This window comes from Microcoleus sp. EPA2, from assembly GCA_020882975.1.
GTDB lineage: Bacteria > Cyanobacteriota > Cyanobacteriia > Cyanobacteriales > Microcoleaceae > Microcoleus.
Map to the genome: position 1 here is coordinate 119,888 of JAHRFD010000014.1, position 23,740 is coordinate 143,627.

The window sequence follows — 23,740 nt, forward strand, 5'->3', positions numbered from 1 at the left end:
TAAATCATTTGTGAATTTCTTGCTCCCTCCCCTTAGTAAGGGGAGGGTTGGGGTGGGGTAAAAAACTTGCGACTCATTTAGGACTGCTATATTTATTTTTGAATTAGATTTTTTTGTATTAACCGCAGAGGGCGCTCTTGGCGCAGAGAGAGAAGAGGTTGGGATAGAGAGATTGGCTTTCCTCTGATTCTTCTCTTCTGCTTTCTGTTGTTAATCGCTTTCGAGAATCGCCGCCAGCAAAGCTTGCTGAGCGTGCATCCGATTTTCCGCCTGATCCCAAACCCGCGATTGACTCCCTTCAATTACCCCATCCGTAATCTCTTCATCTCGGTGCGCCGGCAAACAGTGCAGTACAATCGCATTCCCATCGGCTAACTCCACCAACTCTTCATTTACCTGAAAAGGCTCAAACAAAGGAATCCTACTTGTCGCTTCCTCTTCCTGTCCCATACTTGCCCAAACATCAGTATAAATTACTTGAGCTTCCTTAGCAGCCGCTTTGGCATCAGCAGTCACAGTCACTTCTGTCTTTCCCTTCGCAATCGCCTTTGCCTTTTCCACAATCTCAGGATTTGGCATAAAGTCTTGAGGACAAGCAATTCTCACATTCATCCCCATCATTGCACAGCCCAACATCAGCGAATTCGCCATATTATTGCCATCGCCAAAATAAGCCAAAGTCACCCCTTCCCACTTGCCAAAACACTCTTTTACTGTCATTAAATCCGCCAATACTTGACAGGGGTGTTCGTCATCAGTCAGCGCATTAATTACAGGTATTTTTGCATAATTAGCAAAAGTTACTAAATCCTTTTGATCGAAAGTCCTAATCGCTAAAACATCCAAATATCGGTCTAATACTCTGGCTGTATCCACCAAAGGTTCCCCACGGCTGACTTGAGTAACATTAGGATTGAGGTCAATAACTTGACCTCCTAATTTATACATTGCCACCGTAAAACTCACCCGTGTGCGTGTTGAAGCTTTAGAAAATAACAAGCCGAGAACTTTATTTCGTTTCAGCTTCACCATTCCCGATTTCAGGCTCGCACCTAGGTCTAACAAATAAGTTAATTCGTCAATACTTAAATCTGCTAGACTTAATAAATCTCGCCCTTTTAATGAGTCCATATTTACCCCCACACGAGTTTTCAATTATACGTTAAATCTGCGCCCGCAGAGCCGAGCTTTGTTTTTGTTCCCACGAGGTTTCCCTGGTTTCAACTTGCGGGTAATTGCTCGATCGCGCGATCGATCGAATCGCAACCTTGTTCCACCGTTTCTACCACCGCCAACAAGCCCCGCAATTCCGCTGCACCGGGGAATCCCTTAGCATACCAGGTTAAGTGCTTGCGCGCTTGAGACACACCGCTGTCACCCTTATATTCCCACAAAGCCCGCAAATGTTCCTTAGCACATTCGAGCCGTTCAATTGGTGTCGGAGTTATCTTTTCCACACCAGTTTTGATGAAATAATCCACCTCTCCCACCAAGAAAGGATAGCCCAAAGTTCCCCGCGAACACATCACTCCATCCGCCCCTGTTTCTTCCAGACAGCGTATCGCCGCCTCAACAGAAAAGATGTCTCCGTTGGCGATCACAGGAATCGATAAAACTTCCTTAACACGACGAATCCATTCCCATTTTGCCTGGCCGTTGTAACCTTGCGATCGAGTTCGACCATGGACAGTAATCATTTTTGCTCCCGCATCTTCCATCCGTTTGGCAAAATCCAAAATATTAATTTCTTTGTCCGTCCAACCAATGCGAGTTTTCACAGTCACAGGAACATCTACAGCTTGCACAACTGCCCGCACAATTGCCTCAGCAGTTTCTGGAGCTCGTAGCAAGGAAGAACCGCCACCATTTTTAGTAATTTTGTTAACCGGACAGCCCATATTAATATCAACTGTATCCGCCCCTTCTGCCACTGCCTTCTGTGCCGCTTCTGCCAAAAAATCTGGGCGACAGTCAAATAATTGAATGCTAATTGGGCGTTCATTCGGGTCAACTTCCATAATTCTCGGCAGTTGCTTGACGTAGTGCAAACCCGTAGCATTCACCATTTCGGTATACATCATTGAATCCGGTGCGTAGCGGCGCACCAAGCGGCGAAATACTAAATCTGTAACACCCGACAACGGCGATTGCAACACGCGACTGTTTACTTCAAAATCGCCGATTTTCAGAGGAGTTGCTAATCTTTTTTGTAATTCTGGAGAGAGAGTAAGCATAGTCGATTGGTTCTGAGATAGTAATTGAATTCTAATATCTGTATATTGTACAACATTAAGTATTTATACTTTAAAAATTAAAAAACGAATACAAGGCCCACAAGAAATTCACTATTTGTGGAACAGGTAGTTCAGTCTGTGATGGAAACAGGTACAAGATGTGAGTTTTGAACTACAATTGGTTGATTCGCGATGATGCCGATCGAACATTAAAAAAATTGTAGAGAATTCCTATGGATGCCACAGCACTCTGGCAACGCTATCAAGACTGGCTTTACTATCACTCTGGATTGGGACTTTACCTCGATATCAGTCGCATGAGCTTCGACGACGCTTTCGTCACTACAATGAAACCCAAATTTGACAAAGCTTTCAAAGACATGACAGCTTTAGAAGCAGGGGCGATCGCCAATCCCGACGAACACCGCATGGTAGGCCACTACTGGCTCCGCAACCCCGATATCGCCCCCACCCCAGAACTCAAACAAGAAATAGTCCAGACGCTACAGCAAATCGAAACATTTGTCAAGAAAGTTCAAAGCCGCGACATCAAGCCACCCTTCGCTCCCCAATTTACCGATATCATCTCCATCGGCATCGGTGGTTCCGCCCTCGGCCCCCAATTTGTCTCCGAAGCTTTATCCCCAGACATTCCGCCCCTAGCCATACATTTTATCGACAACACAGACCCAGCAGGAATCGATCGCATCCTCAACCAAATCAAAGACAAACTCGTCAGCACCCTAGTAATTACCATCTCCAAATCCGGCGGCACCCCCGAACCCCGCAACGGCATGATCGAAGTGCAAAAAGCCTTCGCCACCCAAAAACTCGACTTTGCCAAACAAGCCATAGCCATCACCGGAGTAGACAGCCAACTAGACAAATTAGCCAAATCCGAAGGCTGGATTACCACCTTCCCCATGGCAGATTGGGTAGGAGGCAGAACTTCCGAACTCTCCGCAGTCGGACTTTTGCCAGCAGCTCTGCAAGGCATAGACATCTCGGCAATGCTCGACGGTGCTAAAGTCATGGACGAAGCCACCAGAAACACCGAAATTAAACACAATCCCGCCGCCCTTTTAGCCCTGAGTTGGTATTTTGCCTGCAACGGACGTGGCGAAAAAGATATGGTAGTTCTCCCCTACAAAGATTCACTCCTATTGTTCAGTCGCTATTTGCAGCAATTAGTTATGGAATCTATAGGAAAAGAGAAAGATTTAGACGGCAACACCGTGTATCAAGGCATAGCAGTCTACGGCAACAAAGGCACAACGGATCAACACGCCTACGTCCAACAATTACGAGAAGGCGTCCCGAATTTCTTCCTCACATTTATTGAAGTTTTGGAAGACAGACAAGGCATTTCTCCCGAAGTTGAAACCGGGGTAACATCGGGAGATTATTTGTCGGGCTTGTTCCAGGGAACTCGACAAGCTTTGTCGGAAAATCAACGAGATTCAATTACTGTCACCATTCCTCAAGTCAATCCTCGCACAGTAGGAGCCTTAATCGCTCTCTACGAAAGAGCCGTAGGTTTTTACGGTTCCTTGGTCAATGTCAACGCCTATCACCAACCAGGTGTCGAAGCAGGCAAAAAAGCCGCCGCTGCTGTATTAGACTTGCAAAAACAGGTACTGGAAGTTCTCAAACAGTCGTCCACTCCTCTCTCTGTCACAGAAATAGCCAAAAAAGCAGGAAAGCCAGAGCAAATAGAGACAATTTACAAAATTGTGCGCCATTTGGCAGCCAACGGTCGAGGTGTTGTTTTAGAAGGTAATTTTGGGCAACCTGCTACTTTGACTACAAGCTATAAAGGAAGTTAAACAGTAAAATTAAAAATTAAAAGTGAAATTAGTCATTTTTAATTTTTAATGCTCACTGTTTAACTTTTAATTCCCCCCATGCCATTGACAATTCTGGTTGCTGATGATGATTTTGCGACTCGCTTGTCGATTAACGATTACCTGGAAATTTTGGGTTATTCGGTCATCCCTGCTGAAAACGGCAAAGAAGCTCTCGGCTTAGTAGAGGAATTTCAGCCGCACTTGATTGTTACCGACATTACAATGCCTGAAATGGACGGCTACGAGTTCGTGCGGCGAGTGCGGACTCGTCCAGCCTTCCGCTTGCTACCGGTGATTTTTTTGACGGAACGGACGAGTTCTCAGGAGCGAATTCGGGGCTATCAAATGGGCTGCGACAATTATCTGGCCAAGCCTTTTGAACTCAATGAGTTGGGAGTGGTAATTCGTTCTTTGTTGGATAGATACGTACTCATTGCCCAAGCCTTACCCTCCCAGAGAGAAACTGTTACCACAGAGGAGCGCCACCAAGTCAAGGGGACGGGAGAATTAGATTTTTTGACTCAAAAGTCAGAAAGGGGCGATCGCCCTTCTTTTACCCAAAATTCACCGAATTTGACCCAAAGAGAGCAACAAGTGCTGAATTTACTCACAGAAGGTCTGTCTAATATTCAAATAGGCCTTGAGCTCCACCTCAGTCCCCGAACCGTGGAAAAGCACGTCAGCAGCTTGTTCAGAAAAACCGAAAGCAACAATCGTGCAGAACTCGTTCGTTTTGCGATGGAACACCATTTAGTGGGGAATTGGTAATTGGTAATTGGGAATTGGGAATTGGTAATTGGGAATTGGTAATTGGGAATTCCTCACCAATAACAAATAACCCTTCGACTTCGCTGGCTGGCGACGGCAATAACTAATAACTAATAACTAATAACTAATAACTACTGACTGCTGACTTCTGACTTCTTCAAATACTCCAACAAGCCCTCGCAAGCATCCAGCAACAAATTAATTACGCGATCGAATCCCTCAGACCCGCCGTAGTAAGGATCTGGCACTTCTTTAAGGTCGTATTTTTGGCAAAAATCGCACATCAACCGCACTTTTTCTTTATATTTTCCAGCGCTATCTAGAGCAAGAATATTTCGATAATTCTCCCGATCCATTGCCAGAATCAAATCAAAATTCTCAAAATCTTTCCTTTGAAATTGGCGTGCAGCACCTAACAATTCAATGTCCCGCTTCCTCGCCGCCACAGCCATCCTACTATCAGGAGGACTGCCAATGTGATAGCCCGCAGTTCCAGCAGAATCGCAAGTAATGCGATCGCCCAAACCGGCTTGTTGAATCAAATGATTCATAATATTTTCTGCAGAAGGCGATCGGCAGATATTTCCTAAGCACACAAATAATAATTTAGTCATTAGTTATTAGTTATTAGTTATTAGTTATTGGTTATTGGTTATTGGTTATTGGTTATTGGTTATTGGTTATTGGTTATTTGTTATTTGTTATTTGTTATTTGTTATTGGTTATTTGTTATTGGTTATTGGTTATTTGTTAATTCCAATGTCATATTCCTATTACCCATTCCCGATTCCCGATTCCCCAGTCAGTAGTCATTAGTCACAAGACTATTGACTACTGACTAACAACTTAGAAACCGGGGAGATTAAGTCCGCCAGTCAGTTCTTCCATTTTTTCTCGCATCGTCGTGGTTGATTTAGTGTAAGCATCCAGCATCGCCACCGTGACGAGTTCAGAAACCACATCCGCACCTTCACCAAGCGCATCAGGGGAGATTTCCACCCGACGGGGTTCTTGGTTCCCGCTGAGAAAAACTTTAACCAGGCCACCGCCGGCAGTTCCCTCAATTTCCATTTGATCCAACTCTTCCTGAAGCTTCTTAGCTCCTTCTTGAACCTGCTGAGCTTTTTTGAAAGCTTCAGTTAGTTCTTTCATTTTGCCCAGGCCGAAGCCAAATCCTTTTCCTGATTGTGTCATAACTACTCAGCGATGCTCAATTAAAAACAGTGTGCCGTTGGTTGATTACTTGTTGGCACTCTCATGTGTAAAGACACTGAGATTCTTGATTCGTTGAGGCGACTTGCTGACACGGAATTTCTCCAGCATCAGTAGAGATCGTCCTCTCCACAAGCGTTGAGGGTTTCCACCCAAGTTTCGATCTGCCCGACCGTACGTAATCCCTAATTTCAGATCATGCCCGCTTTATAACGGAAACTCTCCCAGTATTCTAACTTCTGGCTCCAACAATAGCGACCACCGCTCTTGGACTTGCTCTTGAACGTGGCGGATCACTTGAAAAATATCATTAGCCGTTGCCGACCCACAGTTAAGAATAAAATTAGCATGGCGTTGAGCTACTTGAGCCCCGCCAATTTGATATCCCTTCAGTCCTGTTTGCTCAATTAACCAGCCTGCCGCCTTCGGACTGGGGTTGCGGAAAACAGAACCGCAGCTAGGCAAGTGGTAAGGTTGACTCGTCCGCCGCTGGCTGAAATTATTGTTAGTTTCTGCCATTACAGCCGCTCGATCGAATCCCGGCTGTAACTGAAAAGTGGCTTCTGTTACGAGTCGATCGCCCCCTTGCAGCACCGAAGTCCGATAACGGTAGCCCAACTCTTGGGGAGTCAGAATTTCTACCTTACCACTTGGTGAAAGGACGCGAGCATTTACCAAAATATCCGCTGTACAGCCCCTGTGTGCCCCGGCATTCATCACCACAGCACCTCCCACAGTCCCCGGTATACCCACAGACCATTCCAGGCCTTTCCACCCCCGTTTAGCAGCCAACCAAGCGAGACGGGGAATAGATTCCCCAGCCCCAGCAGTTACTTGACCTGTTTCTGGATTAAAACTCACCTGTTTCAAGTATCGAGTACCGACGACCAAACCGGACAAACCCCGATCGCTCACCAACAGATTAGAACCAGCACCCAGTAGAGTTACAGCCAAGCCCTCAGAGTCAGCCCAGGCAAAACTGGCTTGCAAAGCTTCTATACTGCGGGGAGCAACGTACCATTCTGCTGGTCCACCGACTCGGAAGGAAGTCATGCTTGCCAAAGACACTTGAGAGTTAATCTTGCAGTCAGTTCCCCCCAAAGAAATAGGAGAATAAACTCGCCGATAGCCCTTAACAGAGGAGTCATTCGAGATAGTCACCATTTTGAAATTCCTTAAAATACCTTCGAGCAAAGAATTGGTTGAGAGTCTATTTATTGATTTTTGTGAGTAGGAAAAGAACTACTAGGCACACAGAAGTTTCGGTACTATCTGCACCGCCATGAAAGTCCTTCGATCCCACGGGAGCTAGCTAATGCGGGCGATCGGCTCCTTGATAAAAAGCCATCACCTCTGGAATAATCTGATTGAGATTTCCAGCACCCAAAAATAGAGCCAAATCCCCCGGTTGCAAACTTTGGGTTAAAAACTTAGTTACTGATTCCAAGGAAGCCTGAAACTCCACCTGTTGCCCTTCTTTAGCAATTAAATCAGCCACCATTTGCCCACTAATTTGTCCTAAATTGGGTTCCCCAGCACTATAAATCTCGCAAGTAACCACCAAGTCAGCATCAGTAAAAGATTGGGCAAATTCTGGCAAAAAAGTCAAAGTCCGGCTGTAACGGTGAGGTTGAAAAATGGCAACCACTCTTCCCGATTTAGGATTTTCTGCGCTACCTTCTATACGCAACCTAGCAGCAGCCAAGGTGACACGAATTTCGCTAGGATGGTGGGCGTAGTCATCCACAAACAGGATGTCATTGTGAAAACCCCGCACTTCAAAACGGCGGCGCGCCCCTTCAAAGCCAGCCATGGCAGAGGCGATGGCCGAAAAATCTAACCCCAACAATCGACCCACAGCTACCGCCGCTAGTGCATTGCTGAGATTGTGTTTGCCTAGCAGCTTCAACTCCATTTCCCCCAGGAGAACTCCTCGTTCCCAAATCCGAGCCCTGGTACTGTCGGCACCATACAGGACATCATCTGCCGTGTAGTCAGCACCGCTATCTGGTTGCAAGCTGTAGGTAATATTTGGTTGGATGCAGTCTTTGACAATTTGGTCATCAATGCAGCCCACCAAAGTTTGGCAGTTTTGGGAAAACACCTTAAATGTGTCTATTACCTGGTCGAGGGTATCGTAATGGTCTGGATGATCCAGTTCCACATTTGTCACTACGCCAATTTTGGCTACCAACTTGACAAGGGAACCATCGGATTCATCAGCCTCCGCCACTAAGTAGGGGCCCTCCCCCAACCGAGCATTCCCTTCCCAAGCATTTACCTCGCCTCCTACGACTATGGTCGGGTCTAGACCGGCGGCCATCAGCATGAAGCCGATTAAGCTGCTAGTGGTAGTTTTACCGTGAGTACCTGCTACGGCGACGCTTTGGTAATCTTGAATCAAGGCTGCTAAAACATCCGATCGATGAAAAATCGGACAGCCCAAATCTAAAGCAGCTCTATATTCGGCATTTCCCTGGTGAATTGCCGTCGAACATACTACTTGGGGCAGTCCCAGTACCGACCTAACTCGTTGGTCACTCCCATGGGATGGGAGAGCTTCGGCTGTCGCCACAGAAGCCCCTACCCAATTTTCCCCTACGGAGGATACGGGTTTTTCTGGCTGACCTGCGGGACTATGGTCAAGTGTCAGCTTTTGAAATAGTTCAAAATTGCTAGCGTCTTGACCCCAAAAAATATGAGCTCCCATTCCTTGCAAGCGCTCAGTTATGTGGCTCGATTTAATATCCGAACCGTACACAGGCAAGTTACGTTTCGCTAGAATATAAGCAAGGGCTGACATTCCGATTCCACCAATGCCGATGAAATGAAATGGTTTACCACTGAAATCAACTGAACTCGGCATTTTCGCTCCTCACGCACCACACCACGCCAATCACACGCGATATGATATCAAGAATTGTTTTTTCAGGATACATTTCGCTATATATTTTTGTACAAAATTCTCTGCTAGTCCCTGGATATTGGGATTGGTAGAGATACTTTTCTTGTATCCTATATGACTTGGTACCGAGTAGATTTCCGGAACAGTCATATCTCTTAACTTGCAATTTAGCGAGGATGAGCTTTGGGGGTCTGGGGCAACTGACGGATTTTGGGCGATCGCATATTCCTGTATGATTTTTCCCCATCCTCTTGCTGTGCTGGGATACGGCAGCCATGGCCCCGCGATATTTTTACGCCAGATGTGGGGTGAAACCCACAAAGATTTACCAAGACTACCACTTTGTATGAAAAAAGTAGCGATTTTGGGGGGGACTTTCGATCCGGTGCATTGGGGGCATTTGTGGATGGCTAACAGAGCCGTCTGTCAATTGGGTCTCGATCGCGTAGTCTGGTCGGTCGATCGCACTCCTGGACACAAGCTGCACAGTGTTTTGGCAACTTTTGAACAAAGACGGGAAATGGTAGCTCTGGCGACAGCACAGCGACCGGATTTTGGACTTTTACCCCTAGATACCAATCCCTCTACGGCCGGGGCGATCGACTCTCTACTGTATTTGCAAAATTTGTATCCAGAGGCTCAGCTCTACTGGATTATTGGTGCTGATGCTTTCCAAACTTTACCCAAATGGCCGCGGTGTGGGGAAATTGGGCGGTTGTGTGAGTGGTTGGTGGCGGGACGCCGGACAGGGGGATTTGAGGAGTTGCAGAGGGAAGTGTCGATGGATGCTGCGGCGGACAAGATGCTGGAGACGAATACAGTTTGTGCTGTGGTAGCCCAAAAAATGAGTCTGAGGGGAGTGCAGCTCCGCTGGCAGGTTTTGGCTATGCCGGAGATCGAAGTTTCTTCCACAGCTATCCGTCGTTACTGTCGTCAAGGTCGAGCGATCGGGCATTTAGTCCCAGAGGCCGTAAGGACTTATATTGTTAACCATCAGCTTTACCAGAGCTGAGGCTATAACTGGATTTAACTGATTGTTCATTATAGACAAAAAGTTAGAAAGGATCTGCCTTTGCGGTATGATCTTGTTTCATAGTCAATTCTTAAATTTTTCCAAAATTTTACCCTAAATTAGGGGCTGCCATCGTTAGGAGGTACTAAGGTGATTCGAGTCGCGATCAATGGTTTTGGGCGTATTGGGCGCAGTTTTGCGCGCTGCTGGCTGGGCAGAGAAAACAGCGAACTAGAGTTGGTAGCTATTAATGACACTTCCGATCCCAGAAGTAATGCTCACTTGTTGAGATACGACTCCATGATGGGAACGTTGAAGGGTGTGGACATCAGTGCCGATGAAAATTCCATTACCCTCAACGGCAAGACAGTTAAATGCGTGAGCGATCGCAATCCCCTAAACTTGCCTTGGAAAGAGTGGGGTGTCGATCTCATTATTGAATCAACAGGCGTGTTTGTAGACCAAGCTGGAGCCTCAAAGCATATCACCGCCGGCGCTAAAAAAGTGCTGATCACCGCTCCTGGCAAAGGGCCAGAAGTGGGAACCTACGTGATGGGAGTCAACCACCATAACTACAAGCACAGTGACTACACAGTCATCAGCAATGCTAGCTGTACCACCAACTGTCTAGCTCCAGTGTTGAAAGTCCTCCACGAACATTTTGGCATCGTCAAGGGCATGATGACCACTACCCACAGCTACACAGGCGACCAACGCTTGCTGGATGCTAGCCACCGCGACTTGCGGCGGGCACGGGCTGCTGCGATGAATATTGTGCCGACATCTACCGGTGCAGCTCAAGCTGTGGCTTTGGTGATTCCAGAATTGAAAGGCAAACTAAATGGGATTGCCATGCGCGTACCCACTCCCAATGTGTCCGTAGTTGATTTCGTCGCTCAGGTAGAGAAAAAGACCTTCACCGAGCAAGTAAATCAAGTATTCAAGGAAGCAGCCGAAGGCTCCATGAAAGGAATTTTGGAGTACAACGATTTACCTTTAGTTTCTTGCGACTATCGAGGCAGTGATGCTTCTTCCATTCTAGATTCCAGCTTGACCCTAGTGATGGATGGCGACATGGTAAAGGTTTTGGCTTGGTACGACAATGAATGGGGCTACAGTCAGCGAGTTGTTGACTTGGCTGAATTAGTCGCCCAAAGATGGGAAGGCTAGAAGCCTGACTTGTTTCTACTGGTCTACTGGTCTACTGGTCTACTGGTCTACTCGTTACCAGGCTCTGCCTGGTAACGCAGAACCAGAGGCTCTGCCTCGAAATTGGGGCATATCCAAGCGAGGCAAGACCTCTAGACATGGGTTTCCCGGAAGAGCCTGGGAACCAGTGACATCTGCCTTGTCTGCGGAGGCAAAGGAAAGTTTTTATAGAATTCATGTGGGAACATCCTGAGAGGGCCTGCGGTCTGGTATGTTCGTGGGTGGTGATGGCTTGAGTTCATTGGGGGCGATGGCAAAACTTACTCCAAATTGTGGTAGGCTTCTGGAAAACAATTTTGGCAGTAGGTTGCCCTAGGGCGAAGGGGAGTTTTAGCAATTCCGTTGGGTGGAGTTTCGGGCGATCGTCGAGGAATTTGAGCAAATAGGATGGGGTGAAAATAGAGAGTAAGAACGCTAACTTTTATTAAGTTGTGCTGCAATTGCTAAATATAATCGCTGGTTGAACGCTAAATTTGATATTGTCGCCCAGAAGTCCACATTTTCATCGTTAGCTGCGCCAGATAACTTGAGAGTTTGCATTTTGAGGAAAAAATGAGTAAGTGGACAAGAACCTTTACTTTTAAAGGTAAAGAGTTATATTACAATCGAATAAAATTCAATAATCCGACAGAAAGAGCGGTAGAAATTTCTATCGCTTTTGATTTTATTGCCAATCTGGAAAATACTCAAAAAATCCTAGAAGTGGGCAACGTACTCTCTCACTATGAAAACTCATTGAGCGAAAACATGGGTGTGAGAACGAGACGAATTATAGATAAATTTGAAGTAGACCTGGGTGTAGAGAATGAAGATTTGATGGACCTGCCCTCAGCGGAAAAATATGATGCAATAGTATCAATTTCCAGTGTAGAACACATAGGGCAAGCCGGAGATCCTTCGGGAGGCTATGGCGAAAAAACCGAGGCGCGCGATCTCGAAGGTCCCTTGAAGGCGATCGCCAAAATATACGATCTGCTGGCTATGAATGGAAAAGCCTTGATAACCGTTCCTTTTGGCAGACTTACAGATGCAGAGTGGTACATTCAATTTAGCAAAGAGTATTTAGAAGTTTTATGGAAAAAATATGGCATTCCTAAAGAGGCTATATCTGCAAACTATTTAAAGCTAATAGATAGAGAAACAGCAGACGATAAGCATTATATGCTTTGGAGAGAAGTAGATGTTCTCGAACTTACGGATAGCGAATACGGATGGCCTTGGTCACAAGCAAATTCAATTGCAATAATAGAAATATCCAAGGTTTCAAGCGACTTTAATCTTAACTTAAATGTAGAACCAACCGATTTATATTACCATATGACCTACGAACAACGGAGAGAGTTTGAACAGTGCAAAGTCCAACTGCATCAGAGTCAAAGAGAGTTGGCGCAGTCACAATCGCAATTATATCAAACTCAGGCAGAGCTAGAGCAATCTCTGACCCAATTGAATCAAACTCAAAAAGAGTTAGAAGTAGTCCAAAGTCAAATTTATCCCGTTCAAGGAGAATTGGAACTCGCGCAAGCTCAGATTTATCAAACTCAGGAGGAGTGCGATAGATTTCAGTCGCAACTATATCAAGCTCAGGAAGAGTTGGAAAAAGTTCATCCCCAACTACATAAAACTAGAAGCGATTTGGAAATATCCCAGTCACAACTTTACAAAACTCAGGGAGAGTTGGAATTAACCCAAGCTCAACTTTATCAAGCTCAGGAAGATCGCGATCGATTTGAGTCGCAAATGTATCAGGCTCAGGAAGATTGTGAATTAATACAAATTCAACTCCATCAAATTCAGGAAGAATTGGGACTATCCCAAGCCCAACACCATCAAATTCTGGGAGAATTAGAAATATCCCAAGCAGAACACTATCAAACTCGGCAAGAATTGGAACAGTCACAGTCGCAACTGTACTCGACTCAGCAAGCCTTGGAACTATCCCAAGCCGAATACCATCAAACTCGGCAAGAATTGGAACAGTCACAGTCGCAACTGTACTCGACTCAGCAAGCCTTGGAACTATCCCAAGCCCAACACCATCAAACTCGGCAAGCATTGGAACAGTCGCAGTCCCAACTTTACTCGACTCAGCAAGCCTTGGAACAGTCTCAGTCACAACTGCACCAAACTGCGGGGGAATTAGAGAGATGGCGTTTTGAGGAAAATACGGTCAAAAATTCAGCTCAAAGCAATCAGGTCCAGTACGGCGTTCTAGTCTGGGAAGCCTGGTATGCTTATCGCAACAACGATAAGACTGGGATGTCTCGTTCTCTACAGAAATCCTTGAATTGTACGCCTTTCTCACGGACAGAAACAGTAATGAATTGGTTAGAAAATTTTGGTCGCTTTTCTTTAGAAAAAGGTGAGTATTTTGATACGAACTCCTTGAGCAATTCGCTGGAATGGAAAGAATTGATCCAGCGTGTTCTGGCTGTTAAAACCCAAGTAGGGCGGATCTAGGTTTAGGTGGCGGGAACATTAGTCTTAAATCCAAGTCTTCTGTTCAAAATAGCCACTTGAAAGCTCTAATAACACGGGCGTTATATCGTCTGTTTGTAGCTCGGCGATTAAAAGTGTTCAGGGATAGTGTCGCATCAATAAAACCTGCTGCGGTTTGGGTGAAGAAAGTTAGTTCATGTCAGACTCAAGCTTGTAGACGGGCGATCGCGAACATCACCTGGTATATTTATAAAAACTGGGATGATCGGGTCTTGTATGGTGGCAAGCCTGTCTGAGTTAGAAATTACACAATTTAGTTCACAGATGCTGACAAAAAACACAGAAAAATATCTGGATTTTGAAACCTGTAAAGAGGTACTTGCTAAGATCCGAGAACAGAACCGCAAGATAGTTCTCTGTCATGGGGTGTTTGACCTGCTTCATCCAGGTCACATTGCCCATTTGCAAGAAGCCAAAGCTTTGGGAGATGTCTTGGTAGTTTCCATTACCGCAGCTCCTTATGTCAACCGAGGCCCTGGGAGACCGGTTTTTTCGGACGATTTGCGACTTTATTCTCTTGCCTCTTTAGCTTGTGTAGACTATGTGTTATTGGCTCCTGTTGCCACAGCTTTAGATGTACTCGATCGAGTTCAGCCAAATTTTTACTGCAAAGGTCACGAATATGCTGACCACAGTCAAGATGTTACTAAAAATATTGACCGGGAAGCCGATCGAGTTCAAGCCTACGGTGGTGAAATTCGCTATACAGGGGAGATTGTCTTTAGCTCCACAAAGCTGCTGAATAACTACACGGATGTGTTGCCACCGCATATCAAAAGCTATGCCATCCAATTAAGCCAACAATACCCTTTTGATGAAATTCGCAAGGGCGTTGATGCGATGCAAAAACTCAAAGTCTTAGTGTTGGGAGATGTCATTATTGATGAATTTGTCCACTGTACAGTGCAGGGCTTGACTTCTAAAGGCAGAGTTATTTCGACTCGCTTTTTGAAAAAAGAACAGCATTTAGGAGGTTCTTTGGCTATTGCTCGCCACATTGCTAGTTTTGTAGACTCTGTAACTGTGGCTGGTGTCGTGGGAAATGAACCCGACATTCACAGCTTGATTTTGAATAATATAAATGGCGGTATTCGGCTAGATTTGCAATATGAAAATGGTGCAGCTACCGTCACTAAACGCCGTTACATTGAGCGGCAGGGAATGAGAGATAATTACAGCAAGTTGTTTTCTATTAATGAGCTGCAAGAAGAAGGACCTGCTCCCAGTCAGCGCCAAAATTTGTTAGATCGTTTGCGGAAAACGATTCGGGATTATGACATGGTGGTGGTCGCCGATTACGGACATGGATTGCTGGATGCTGAACTCATGGATTTGGTTCAAAGTGAAGCTCCATTTTTGGCTTTAAACTGCCAAACAAATAGTGCAAATTACGGCTATAACTTAATTACTAAGTACCGCCGAGCTGATGTTTTTTGCTTGGACGAACAAGAACTGCGCTTGGCTTTTTCGAGCCGTTACGGCGACCACAATTATCTGCTTAAAGGCTTGTTCCAGCATCTAGATGCTCACCAAGGATGGCTGACTTTGGGTTCTTCAGGAGCGTTGGGAATGAATGCTAAAGGAGAAGAAGATGTGAGTCCGGCAATGACGTTGGCGGTGAAGGATACAATTGGGGCGGGTGATGCGTTTTTTGCTCTGGCTAGCTTGAGTGCGAAGTTGGAATTACCGATCGCAGTTGGTTCCCTGCTGGGGAATTTGGCTGGGGCGATTTCAGCTAATACTCTTGGGAATGCTGAACCAGTAGAAAAAGCTCGGTTGTTGAAATTTGCTACTACAGTTTTAAAGGTATAGAGATGTCATCTTTTAACAAACCCCAAGCAATTTTGTGCGATCGCGATGGCACTCTGATTGAAGATAGCCACTTCCTGTGCCACCCCGACCAAATTGAGTGGATTCCGGGAGTGCTGGAGGCACTAAAATTCCTCAAGACTCAGGACATCTCAGTATTGGTGGTGACTAATCAATCGGGTGTCGCTAGGGGTTATTTCCCAGTTGAGGCAGTGGAGGCAGTTAATGATAAAATGCGGCAGGATGCTGAAGCTGCGACCGGGGCGATCGCCGATTTTTATTACTGTCCCCATCATCCGCAAGGTCAAGTTATCGAGTATAGTTATGTTTGTGAGTGTCGCAAGCCGTTGCCTGGGTTATTTCTCCAAGCGATCGCCGATCGCAGTTTAGATCCGGCGCGGTGCTGGGCGATCGGGGATAGACTCAGGGATGTAGAGCCTGGTTTGCAGTTGGGTATGAAAGCTTTTCTGGTTGAAACTGGCTATGGAATACAGGAACAGCAAGACTTGTCTAAATCTCCATTTTCCGAGCAAATAACCGTAGTTTCATCAATGCCAGAAATTATTAATTTAATTTCAAATGAGAGTAATTATCCGCAGTTAAAAAAGTTTAACGTAACACATTAACTGGGATAATTAATATTAGAAATCTGGAAGAAAGGCAGTCAAGGGTTTATTCGCCCCCACGGGTGGTCAGAAACCGGGTTTTTTATCGAATCTGCGATGATCCAACAAAGTTTTTCGTGAAAAAACCCGGTTTCTAGGCCCCCATGCGTCCAGGACTACCAAGTTGAAAGTAATTGAGGAATTTAGGGTGAATCAAATGCAACAAGTTTTAGTCACAGGCGGAGCGGGTTATGTGGGGGCTGTTCTAGTCCCTAAACTCCTGCAAGCTGGATATCGAGTGAAGGTTGTGGATTTGTACATCTATGGAGAAGATGTTCTATCCTCCGTCAAAGATCATCCAGGGCTAGAAGAGATTAAAGGAGATATTCGCGATCGCCCGCTGCTCGAAAAAATTATACCCGGATGCGATGCTGTTATCCATCTAGCTTGCATTTCCAACGATCCGAGTTTTGAATTAGACCCAGACCTCGGTAAATCGATTAACTACGATGCTTTTGTTGACTTAGTAGATGTCGCCAAAAACAGTGGAGTCAAACGGTTTATCTATGCTTCTTCCTCCAGCGTGTACGGCATCAAAGAAACCGAAAATGTTAACGAAGAACTGCCACTGGAACCTTTAACAGATTATTCCAAGTATAAAGCAATGTGCGAAGATGTGTTGCTGGCAAACCGCGAACCGGGGTTTGTTACGTTGATTCTGCGGCCGGCAACCGTCTGCGGTTATTCCCCTCGTTTGCGGCTGGATTTGACAGTGAATATCCTGACTAACCACGCTGTCAATAATGGTAAAATTACCGTGTTTGGCGGCGACCAAAAACGACCAAATATTCACATCGAGGATATGACAGACCTTTATATCAAGTCCCTCGAATTGCCTGATGAGGCGATCGACGGCAAGATTTTTAACGCGGGTTATGAAAATCATACTGTGATGCAAATTGCTCAAATGGTGCGAAATGTGGTAGGAAAACAAGTAGAGATTGTCAGCACGCCGACCAATGACAACCGCTCTTATCACATTTCATCTGAGAAGATTAAGAGAGAACTGGGGTTTGTACCGCAGCACACAATTGAAGATGCAGTGCAAGATTTGGTGAAGGCTTTTAATGCTGATTTGATTCCTAATCCGATGACTGATAGCCTTTATTACAATATTAAAGTCATGCAAGAAATTCACCTGAAGTAAGTAAATGGTTGGCAATTAAGCTGATCCAATTTGTCTATAAAATTCAGGTAAAATAACCATGCCTCCCGAATTGCCGAAACAACTATTTTTCACAATGCTCCGCATCCGCCTGGTAGAGGAGAAAATTGTTGAACTTTATCCTCAACAGGAAATGCGCTGCCCGATACACTTGTCTATCGGTCAAGAAGCGATCGCGGCTGGCGTTTGTGCCACGCTTTACCCGACTGATGCCGTTTTTAGCAATCACCGAGCTCACGGTCACTATTTAGCAGCCGGAGGCAACTTAAAAGCTTTTTTAGCTGAGATGTACGGTAAAGCCACGGGTTGCTGTCAAGGCAAAGGCGGCTCTATGCACTTGATCGATTTGGATGCCGGATTTATGGGTTCTGCTCCCATTGTCGGCGGCACAATACCTGTGGCGGTAGGCGCTGCTTTGGGAGTCGTCATGCAAGGATTAAACAAAGTAGTGGTAGTATTCTTCGGTGAAGCAACCACAGAAGAAGGCGTTTTTCACGAAAGCGCTAATTTCGCTGCGTTAAAAAATCTACCTGTGGTTTTTGTGTGCGAAAACAACTTGTACTCCGTGTACACGGGGATGAGCGAACGCCAACCGTTGGGGCGAGAAGTGTATGCTCTAGCAAAGTCTCACAATATTCCCAGCTTTCAAGGGGATGGAAATGATGTTGGACAAGTTTATCAGATGACCGCTGAAGCGGTGCAACGTGCAAGGAACGGTGGTGGGCCAACTTTTCTGGAGTTCAAAACTTATCGGTGGCGGGAACATTGTGGGCCGAACTACGACAATGACTTGGGCTATCGCACGGAAGCTGAATTTCAAGAGTGGAAAGTGCGTTGTCCCATTCAACGCACCCAAGCTCACTTACTAGAACAAGGGATTCTGACAGCAGAAGACCTAGAGGAGATGATAAGGGTAATCTCCTCTGAGGTAGAGGAAGCGGTCAGCTTTGCCAAAAGTAGCCCCTTCCCAGATCCGCAAATTCTCTTCCAGCATATCTACGCATGAATCCGACTATGACCCAACGCGAACTAACCTTTGCTCAGGCAATTAAAGAAGCTCTTACTCAGGCGATGGTCGCAGATTCGGCCGTCTATGTCATGGGAGAAGGGGTTCCCGATCCTAAAGGCATTTTTGGCACTACTTTGGGACTGCGGGAGAAATTCGGCAAAGAACGGGTGCTGGATATGCCGTTAGCTGAAAATGGTATGACTGGCGTGGCAATTGGTTCTGCACTGGCGGGAATGCGCCCGGTTTTGGTGCATCAGCGAGTAGACTTTGCGCTACTGGCGATGGATCAAATGGTGAACAACGCCGCTAAGTGGCACTATATGTTTGGTGGCAAAGCATCTGTTCCCCTGGTGATTCGCCTAGTCATCGGTCGGGGTTGGGGTCAAGGGCCGCAGCACTCCCAAAGTCTGCAAGCTTGGTTTGCTCATGTGCCGGGGTTAAAAGTGGTGATGCCGACAACGCCTTATGATGCTAAGGGCTTGCTGATTGCCGCGATCGAAGACAATAACCCTGTCATATTTTTTGAACATCGCTGGCTGCACCAAATTTTTGGCCCAGTACCAGAGGAAATGTACCGCGTCCCACTTGGCAAAGCTCGGAAAATCCGAGAAGGTCATGATGTAACGATTGTTTCAACTTCTTACATGACGCTGGAAGCGTTGCGGGCTGCTGAGTTGTTGTCGCGAGACGGGATAGAAGCAGAAATCGTGGATGTGCGATCGCTCAAACCCTTAGATACCGAAACTATTTTGGAATCAGTACGCAAAACCGGGAGACTGATTGCAGCCGATGCAGCTTGGCGAACCTTGGGTTTTGCCAGCGAAATCCTAGCAATTGTGGCAGAAGAAGCTTATCCTTTTCTTAAATGCAGTCCCAAACGTATCGCTCTTCCTGATGTGTACGCACCATCTAGTCCGGCGATCGCCAACGATTACTACCCCCGCGCTGTTGACATTGTAAATGCTGCCCGCACGATGATGGGTTTGGTCGTACAAACAGAAACACAATTGGGAATTGTGCGGGAAAATCCCCTGGATGTTCCAGATAAAAGATTTACTGGGCCGTTTTAATACTCACCCAATTAAACTTTATTAACAATGACAACGATCCATCCTCCAATTATCGAACCTAAATCCCAGTTAGAGCGAATCCCCTACGTTGATTTAGCCCAACAGCACGCACTAATCAAGTCCGAAATCTTGGCAGCTATTAGCGAAGTGCTAGACAGTGGGCAGTTTATTTTAGGTGAACAAGTATCGGAATTTGAGCGTCAATTTGCAGAAATGTGCGGTGTCCGCTATGCTGTTGGCGTTAACTCAGGTACGGATGCCTTAATTTTTGCCCTTAAAGCTTTGGGAATCCGCAGTGGTGATGAAGTAATTACAGCACCTAATTCCTTTATTGCTTCAGCAACCTGTATTAGAGTTCTAGGAGCTAAACCGGTCTTTGTGGATGTACGGGATGATTATAATATCGATCCCGATAAAATTGCGGCAGCTATTACTTCTAAAACTAAAGCTATTTTACCAGTTCACCTCACAGGCCGTCCCTGCGATATGGAGCCTATTTTAGAATTGGCAAAAGAGAAGGGATTATATGTGGTGGAAGATGCGGCTCAAGCAGTCTTGGCTGAATATAAAGGTCGGCGAGTCGGTTCATTTGGTACAATAGGCGGGTTTAGTTTGCATCCGCTGAAAACTTTAAATGCTTGCGGCGATGGCGGCGTTATCACCACAAACGATCCTGAACTGTACGACAAGTTGAAAATTATGCGGAATATTGGTCTTCGCACCCGCGATGACTGTGTGATGTGGTCGCATAATTCTCGCCTAGACACGATGCAAGCTGCAATTTTACTGGTAAAATTACGCTATCTCGAAGCTTGGACCCAACAGCGCCGCCAAAATGCCTGTTATTACCAGGCTAGACTAGCAGGAATTGAGCAGGTGAAATTGCCGTTGGAAAAAGAACATGAAAAGTGCGCTTACCACACTTTTGTTATTCAAGCAGAACGCCGTGAAGAACTGCGGCAATTTCTGGGAGAAAGGGGAATAGGTACATCAGTTCACTATCCAGTTCCTATCCACTTCTCTACTGTCGGAAAAGAGTTAGGATATGGAGAGAATAGTTTTCCCGTGACTGAACGACAGGCTAATCTAATTTTAAGTCTGCCAGTAAATCAGGGGTTAACAGAGGAGCAGTTAGAGCGTGTTTGCGACAGTATTCAAGCGTTTTATGGTAGTAATTGAAGGGTAAATATGTTAACAAAACAGAGAATGCAAGTCAAGTTTTCTTACCTCGACCGGCAGTTTGCGAATGTTGATGATTATCTGGCGGACGTGCGGGAATTGGTGTTGAGCGGCGATTTTACGCTGGGAGCTCCTGTGACTGAGTTTGAACGTCGGTTTGCTGAATTTTGCCAAATGCCTTACGCGGTTGGGGTGAATTCGGGTACTGATGCTCTGATTTTACCGATGAAAATGCTGGGGATTGGCCCTGGGGATGAGGTAATTACCACCACTAATACTTTCATTGCTACGGTGGGGGCGATCGCGATGACGGGGGCAACTCCTGTATTTGTGGATAATGATGAAGGTTATACGATTGATGTTAACTTAATTGAGGCGGCGATTACTCCCCGGACCAAGGCGATTTTACCAGTCCACTACACGGGTAATGTGGCAGATATGCCTGCGATTATGAAGATTGCGGAAAAACATAATTTGCTGGTTATTGAAGATGCTTGTCAGTCAATTACAGCGGCTAGAGATGGCAAGTATGTGGGTAGTTGGGGACAAGCGGCTGCTTTTTCGCTGCATCCGTTAAAGAATTTGAATGTTTGGGGTGATAGTGGGATAATTGTGACGCGATCGCAAGAGTTGTACGAAAATTTGCGATTGTTCCGCAATCACGGTTTAATTAACCGCGACGAAGTGGCAATTTTCGGTCACAATTCTCGTTTGGACTCACTACAAGCCGTGATTGGCAATCGGTTAATAGACCAAACTGAGTTTATTACTAATACCAGAATTGCTAATGCGAAACGGCTGGATGAAGCCTTTGCAGATTTAGGGGAGTTCATTCACATTCCCCACCGTCCAGCTAATGTCAAGCACGTTTACCACCTCTACATTTTACGGGTGGAACATCGAGATGAACTACTGACTTATTTGCAGGAAAATGGAGTTGAAGCTAAAATTCATTATCCGATTCCCGTTCACTTGCAAAAAGCGGCTGCTCATTTGGGCTATAAGAAAGGTGACTTTCCGGTAGCGGAGAGAGATTCGCAGGTATCGATCACTTTACCAGCTCATCAACATCTCACCTCAGATGAAATTGATTATATGATCGAGTGCGTGCGATCGTTCTATCTACAAGGAGAGATGAAATGAGTAAAACGACTTACGTTGTAATTGGTAGTAATTGCTTTACGGGTTGTCACATTGTAGATGCTTTGTTGGACGATCCCGATAATAAAGTAATTGGTGTTAGTAGATCGCCTGAATATAAAGACTTTTTCCTGCCTTACAAACAACGCAAAAATCCTGATTTTACTTTCCACCAAATTAATAGTGTCAGGGAATTCGATCTCCTGATAGAACTGCTAGACGCAACCAAGCCGGAAGTGGTAATTAATGTGGCTGCTTTGAGTGAGGTAGGGTTGAGCAACTACAGCCCGGTTGAGTATTTTGACATTAACACGACGGCGGTGGTAAAGTTATGCGACCAGCTTAGAAGTCGGGATTATCTCAAGTCCTACGTTCACATTTCATCAGCGGAAATTTTTGGCAGTTGTGCGGATAAAGTAACGGAAGAAACGCTGTTTAACCCCAGTACGCCCTACGCTGTTTCTAAAGCAGCCGCGGATATGTACCTGAATACAATCAGCAAGAATTTTGGGTTTCCGGCGATTATTATCCGATCGACAAATGTGTACGGCAGGCATCAACAACTGTTTAAGATTATTCCGAGAACAGCAATTTACCTAAAAATGGGTAAAACCATTGAACTGCATGGGGGAGGAACCTCGGTTAAGTCCTTTATTCATGTCCGAGATGTTGTCCAGGGTTTATTGTTGGCTTTGAAGCAAGGGAACCCAGGAACTTATCACTTTACCGTTCCGAGCGATCGCACTATTGCTGATATTGTAGGTCAGGTTTGTGCTGGCATGGGGTATGATTTTGAAAAATGCGTTCAGGTTGTAGGTGAGCGATTGGGGCAGGATTCCCAATATCTGCTAGACTGTTCAAGGGCCGAACGGGAACTTTGCTGGCAGCCTCAAGTCTCCTTTGAACAAGGGGTGCAAGAAGTGATAGAGTGGGTTGAAAGTAACTGGTCTGCGATCGAGCAGGAGCCGTTAGTCTATATCCATAAAAATTAAGAGATAGGCTGCATATCTGAAAGGATGAAAAATGAGAGTAAGCTATTTTGATACGGCAAACAAACTGAAGCTAGAAGGAAGATGGGAGGAAGCGATCGCCTCCTATCGTCAAGCGATTGAGGAAAACCCAAGTTTTTATTGGTCTTACCACAATTTGGGGGATGCTTTGGCTAAGCTGGGCCTTTGGGAAGAAGCTGTCAATGCCTATCAGATTGCGATCAAACTCAACTCATCTTCACCTTGGGTTCATTACAGTTTAGGAGAAGCTTGGGAAAAAATGGGTAGATTGGATGAGGCGATCGCTTGTTATCAAAAAGCTTTAGAATTAGAGCCAGAAGAGTTGGAAATTCAGCACAGTTTGGGGAAAGCCTTGCAACGGCGAACTGAGTTGGATTTGGCGAAGGTGATAGCGATGTATCGGCGTAGTATAGAGCTAAATCCTGGTTCTGTGGAAGCTTATCAAAATTTGCTAAGGTTACAGCCACATTCCTGGGAACTGTGGTGGCAATTGGCACAAGTTCTGACACAGCAGAATCAGATAGAAGGGGCGATCGCGGCTTATGAAAAAGTAATTAATCTCAATCAAAGCTATATTCCTGGATATCAAGCCTTAGTGGAATTGCAACCAGAATCTTGGGAGTTGTGGTGGCAGTTGGGGCAGTTATTAGAACAGGAGAATCAGAGAGAAGGGGCGATCGCAGCTTATCAAAAAGTTATAGCTATTAATAATGCTCACATCCCAGGATATCAAGCCTTAGTGCAATTGCAACCGGAATCTTGGGAGTTGTGGTGGCAGTTGGGGCAGTTATTAAAAGAGGAGAATCAGAGAGAAGGGGCGATCGCGGCTTATCAAGAAGTGATTAGCTTAAATCCCGACTATATAATAGCTTATGAAAAATTAACTCATTTACAACCGAGTAATTGGGAAAATTGGTCTGTATTAGGGTCAAAATTAGAAGGGAAAGGGGAAACGGAAGGGGCGATCGCGGCTTATCAAGAAGTGATTAGCTTAAATCCCGACTATA

General features: G+C 45.6%; 20 protein-coding genes. 14 read left to right on the top strand and 6 right to left on the bottom strand.

The annotated features are described in order from the left end of the window. Positions 1-210: 210 nt before the first annotated feature. Both argF and dusB read right to left on the bottom strand, forming a co-directional pair. Positions 211-1,131 carry an ornithine carbamoyltransferase gene (gene argF / locus AAFP14_RS14645; RefSeq protein WP_341732984.1) on the bottom strand — a complete coding sequence of 307 codons (921 nt, stop codon included), beginning with the start codon at positions 1,129-1,131 and terminating at the stop codon, positions 211-213. An 89-nt stretch (positions 1,132-1,220) separates the two neighbouring features. Beyond that, the gene (gene dusB / locus AAFP14_RS14650) at positions 1,221-2,234 is read right to left on the bottom strand and encodes a tRNA dihydrouridine synthase DusB (protein ID WP_341732985.1); all 1,014 of its coding nucleotides are present in this window, start codon (positions 2,232-2,234) and stop codon (positions 1,221-1,223) included. Between the two features lie 233 nt (positions 2,235-2,467). Here dusB and AAFP14_RS14655 point away from each other — a divergent pair, with 233 nt between their 5' ends. Next, a complete protein-coding gene (locus AAFP14_RS14655) occupies positions 2,468-4,060 on the top strand; it encodes a glucose-6-phosphate isomerase (protein ID WP_341732986.1) in 1,593 nt (530 codons plus the stop codon). Positions 4,061-4,138: 78 nt separating this feature from the next. Then, complete coding sequence (locus AAFP14_RS14660) at positions 4,139-4,849, top strand: response regulator transcription factor (RefSeq protein ID WP_341732987.1); 711 nt, start codon at positions 4,139-4,141, stop codon at positions 4,847-4,849. Between the two features lie 131 nt (positions 4,850-4,980). Here the strand turns inward: AAFP14_RS14660 and AAFP14_RS14665 are convergent, their stop codons facing one another. The 4 genes from AAFP14_RS14665 to murC all read right to left on the bottom strand — a co-directional run bounded on the left by AAFP14_RS14665 (position 4,981) and on the right by murC (position 8,927). Beyond that, positions 4,981-5,463 carry a low molecular weight protein-tyrosine-phosphatase gene (locus tag AAFP14_RS14665; RefSeq protein WP_341732988.1) on the bottom strand — a complete coding sequence of 161 codons (483 nt, stop codon included), beginning with the start codon at positions 5,461-5,463 and terminating at the stop codon, positions 4,981-4,983. 232 nt (positions 5,464-5,695) lie between these two features. Continuing rightward, entirely contained in the window at positions 5,696-6,043 is a 348-nt protein-coding gene (locus AAFP14_RS14670; protein WP_341732989.1) for a YbaB/EbfC family nucleoid-associated protein, read from the bottom strand. 225 nt (positions 6,044-6,268) lie between these two features. Further along, the gene (gene murB, locus AAFP14_RS14675; RefSeq protein ID WP_341732990.1) at positions 6,269-7,225 is read right to left on the bottom strand and encodes a UDP-N-acetylmuramate dehydrogenase; all 957 of its coding nucleotides are present in this window, start codon (positions 7,223-7,225) and stop codon (positions 6,269-6,271) included. A 148-nt stretch (positions 7,226-7,373) separates the two neighbouring features. After that, positions 7,374-8,927, bottom strand: coding sequence for a UDP-N-acetylmuramate--L-alanine ligase (gene murC / locus AAFP14_RS14680; RefSeq protein ID WP_341732991.1), 1,554 nt, complete (start codon positions 8,925-8,927; stop codon positions 7,374-7,376). 271 nt (positions 8,928-9,198) lie between these two features. Between murC and nadD the strand changes: the two genes are divergently transcribed. From nadD to AAFP14_RS14740, 12 genes are all read left to right on the top strand, one after another. Beyond that, on the top strand, positions 9,199-9,978 hold the full coding sequence (gene nadD, locus AAFP14_RS14685) for a nicotinate (nicotinamide) nucleotide adenylyltransferase (RefSeq protein ID WP_341732992.1): 780 nt from the start codon (positions 9,199-9,201) through the stop codon (positions 9,976-9,978). Between the two features lie 150 nt (positions 9,979-10,128). Next, a complete protein-coding gene (locus AAFP14_RS14690) occupies positions 10,129-11,148 on the top strand; it encodes a type I glyceraldehyde-3-phosphate dehydrogenase (protein WP_341732993.1) in 1,020 nt (339 codons plus the stop codon). 591 nt (positions 11,149-11,739) lie between these two features. Beyond that, the gene (locus AAFP14_RS14695; protein ID WP_341732994.1) at positions 11,740-13,647 is read left to right on the top strand and encodes a hypothetical protein; all 1,908 of its coding nucleotides are present in this window, start codon (positions 11,740-11,742) and stop codon (positions 13,645-13,647) included. Positions 13,648-13,902: 255 nt separating this feature from the next. Beyond that, positions 13,903-15,498 carry a PfkB family carbohydrate kinase gene (locus AAFP14_RS14700; RefSeq protein WP_341732995.1) on the top strand — a complete coding sequence of 532 codons (1,596 nt, stop codon included), beginning with the start codon at positions 13,903-13,905 and terminating at the stop codon, positions 15,496-15,498. Positions 15,499-15,500: 2 nt separating this feature from the next. Continuing rightward, positions 15,501-16,121, top strand: coding sequence for a D-glycero-alpha-D-manno-heptose-1,7-bisphosphate 7-phosphatase (locus tag AAFP14_RS14705; protein WP_341732996.1), 621 nt, complete (start codon positions 15,501-15,503; stop codon positions 16,119-16,121). Between the two features lie 196 nt (positions 16,122-16,317). Further along, positions 16,318-17,307: an NAD-dependent epimerase/dehydratase family protein gene (locus AAFP14_RS14710; RefSeq protein ID WP_341732997.1), complete on the top strand. Its 990-nt coding sequence runs from the start codon at positions 16,318-16,320 to the stop codon at positions 17,305-17,307. Positions 17,308-17,365: 58 nt separating this feature from the next. Further along, positions 17,366-18,331 (top strand): thiamine pyrophosphate-dependent dehydrogenase E1 component subunit alpha, encoded by a 966-nt coding sequence (locus AAFP14_RS14715; protein ID WP_341732998.1) that lies wholly within the window; start codon positions 17,366-17,368, stop codon positions 18,329-18,331. Positions 18,332-18,339: 8 nt separating this feature from the next. Continuing rightward, positions 18,340-19,404 carry an alpha-ketoacid dehydrogenase subunit beta gene (locus AAFP14_RS14720; RefSeq protein ID WP_341732999.1) on the top strand — a complete coding sequence of 355 codons (1,065 nt, stop codon included), beginning with the start codon at positions 18,340-18,342 and terminating at the stop codon, positions 19,402-19,404. A gap of 27 nt (positions 19,405-19,431) precedes the next feature. Then, complete coding sequence (locus AAFP14_RS14725; protein WP_341733000.1) at positions 19,432-20,583, top strand: DegT/DnrJ/EryC1/StrS family aminotransferase; 1,152 nt, start codon at positions 19,432-19,434, stop codon at positions 20,581-20,583. 27 nt (positions 20,584-20,610) lie between these two features. Next, entirely contained in the window at positions 20,611-21,726 is a 1,116-nt protein-coding gene (locus AAFP14_RS14730) for a DegT/DnrJ/EryC1/StrS family aminotransferase (RefSeq protein ID WP_341733001.1), read from the top strand. Beyond that, a complete protein-coding gene (locus tag AAFP14_RS14735) occupies positions 21,723-22,715 on the top strand; it encodes an NAD-dependent epimerase/dehydratase family protein (RefSeq protein ID WP_341733002.1) in 993 nt (330 codons plus the stop codon). Before AAFP14_RS14730 ends, AAFP14_RS14735 begins: the two co-directional genes overlap by 4 nt. Before the next feature lie 31 nt (positions 22,716-22,746). After that, positions 22,747-23,740: tetratricopeptide repeat protein (locus tag AAFP14_RS14740; protein ID WP_341733003.1), on the top strand; the 994-nt coding region annotated here is incomplete at its 3' end.

Excerpts from the sequence above, each read along its gene's own strand:
- dusB (WP_341732985.1), bottom strand. The coding sequence starts at position 2,234 with ATGCTTACTCTCTCTCCAGAATTACAAAAAAGATTAGCAACTCCTCTG.
- AAFP14_RS14720 (WP_341732999.1), top strand. The coding sequence starts at position 18,340 with ATGACCCAACGCGAACTAACCTTTGCTCAGGCAATTAAAGAAGCTCTT.
- AAFP14_RS14730 (WP_341733001.1), top strand. The coding sequence starts at position 20,611 with ATGCAAGTCAAGTTTTCTTACCTCGACCGGCAGTTTGCGAATGTTGAT.
- AAFP14_RS14700 (WP_341732995.1), top strand. The coding sequence starts at position 13,903 with ATGGTGGCAAGCCTGTCTGAGTTAGAAATTACACAATTTAGTTCACAG.
- AAFP14_RS14710 (WP_341732997.1), top strand. The coding sequence starts at position 16,318 with ATGCAACAAGTTTTAGTCACAGGCGGAGCGGGTTATGTGGGGGCTGTT.
- AAFP14_RS14670 (WP_341732989.1), bottom strand. The coding sequence starts at position 6,043 with ATGACACAATCAGGAAAAGGATTTGGCTTCGGCCTGGGCAAAATGAAA.
- AAFP14_RS14705 (WP_341732996.1), top strand. The coding sequence starts at position 15,501 with ATGTCATCTTTTAACAAACCCCAAGCAATTTTGTGCGATCGCGATGGC.
- AAFP14_RS14665 (WP_341732988.1), bottom strand. The coding sequence starts at position 5,463 with ATGACTAAATTATTATTTGTGTGCTTAGGAAATATCTGCCGATCGCCT.
- murC (WP_341732991.1), bottom strand. The coding sequence starts at position 8,927 with ATGCCGAGTTCAGTTGATTTCAGTGGTAAACCATTTCATTTCATCGGC.
- AAFP14_RS14725 (WP_341733000.1), top strand. The coding sequence starts at position 19,432 with ATGACAACGATCCATCCTCCAATTATCGAACCTAAATCCCAGTTAGAG.
- AAFP14_RS14695 (WP_341732994.1), top strand. The coding sequence starts at position 11,740 with ATGAGTAAGTGGACAAGAACCTTTACTTTTAAAGGTAAAGAGTTATAT.
- AAFP14_RS14655 (WP_341732986.1), top strand. The coding sequence starts at position 2,468 with ATGGATGCCACAGCACTCTGGCAACGCTATCAAGACTGGCTTTACTAT.
- AAFP14_RS14735 (WP_341733002.1), top strand. The coding sequence starts at position 21,723 with ATGAGTAAAACGACTTACGTTGTAATTGGTAGTAATTGCTTTACGGGT.
- argF (WP_341732984.1), bottom strand. The coding sequence starts at position 1,131 with ATGGACTCATTAAAAGGGCGAGATTTATTAAGTCTAGCAGATTTAAGT.
- AAFP14_RS14660 (WP_341732987.1), top strand. The coding sequence starts at position 4,139 with ATGCCATTGACAATTCTGGTTGCTGATGATGATTTTGCGACTCGCTTG.
- murB (WP_341732990.1), bottom strand. The coding sequence starts at position 7,225 with ATGGTGACTATCTCGAATGACTCCTCTGTTAAGGGCTATCGGCGAGTT.
- AAFP14_RS14715 (WP_341732998.1), top strand. The coding sequence starts at position 17,366 with ATGCCTCCCGAATTGCCGAAACAACTATTTTTCACAATGCTCCGCATC.
- nadD (WP_341732992.1), top strand. The coding sequence starts at position 9,199 with ATGATTTTTCCCCATCCTCTTGCTGTGCTGGGATACGGCAGCCATGGC.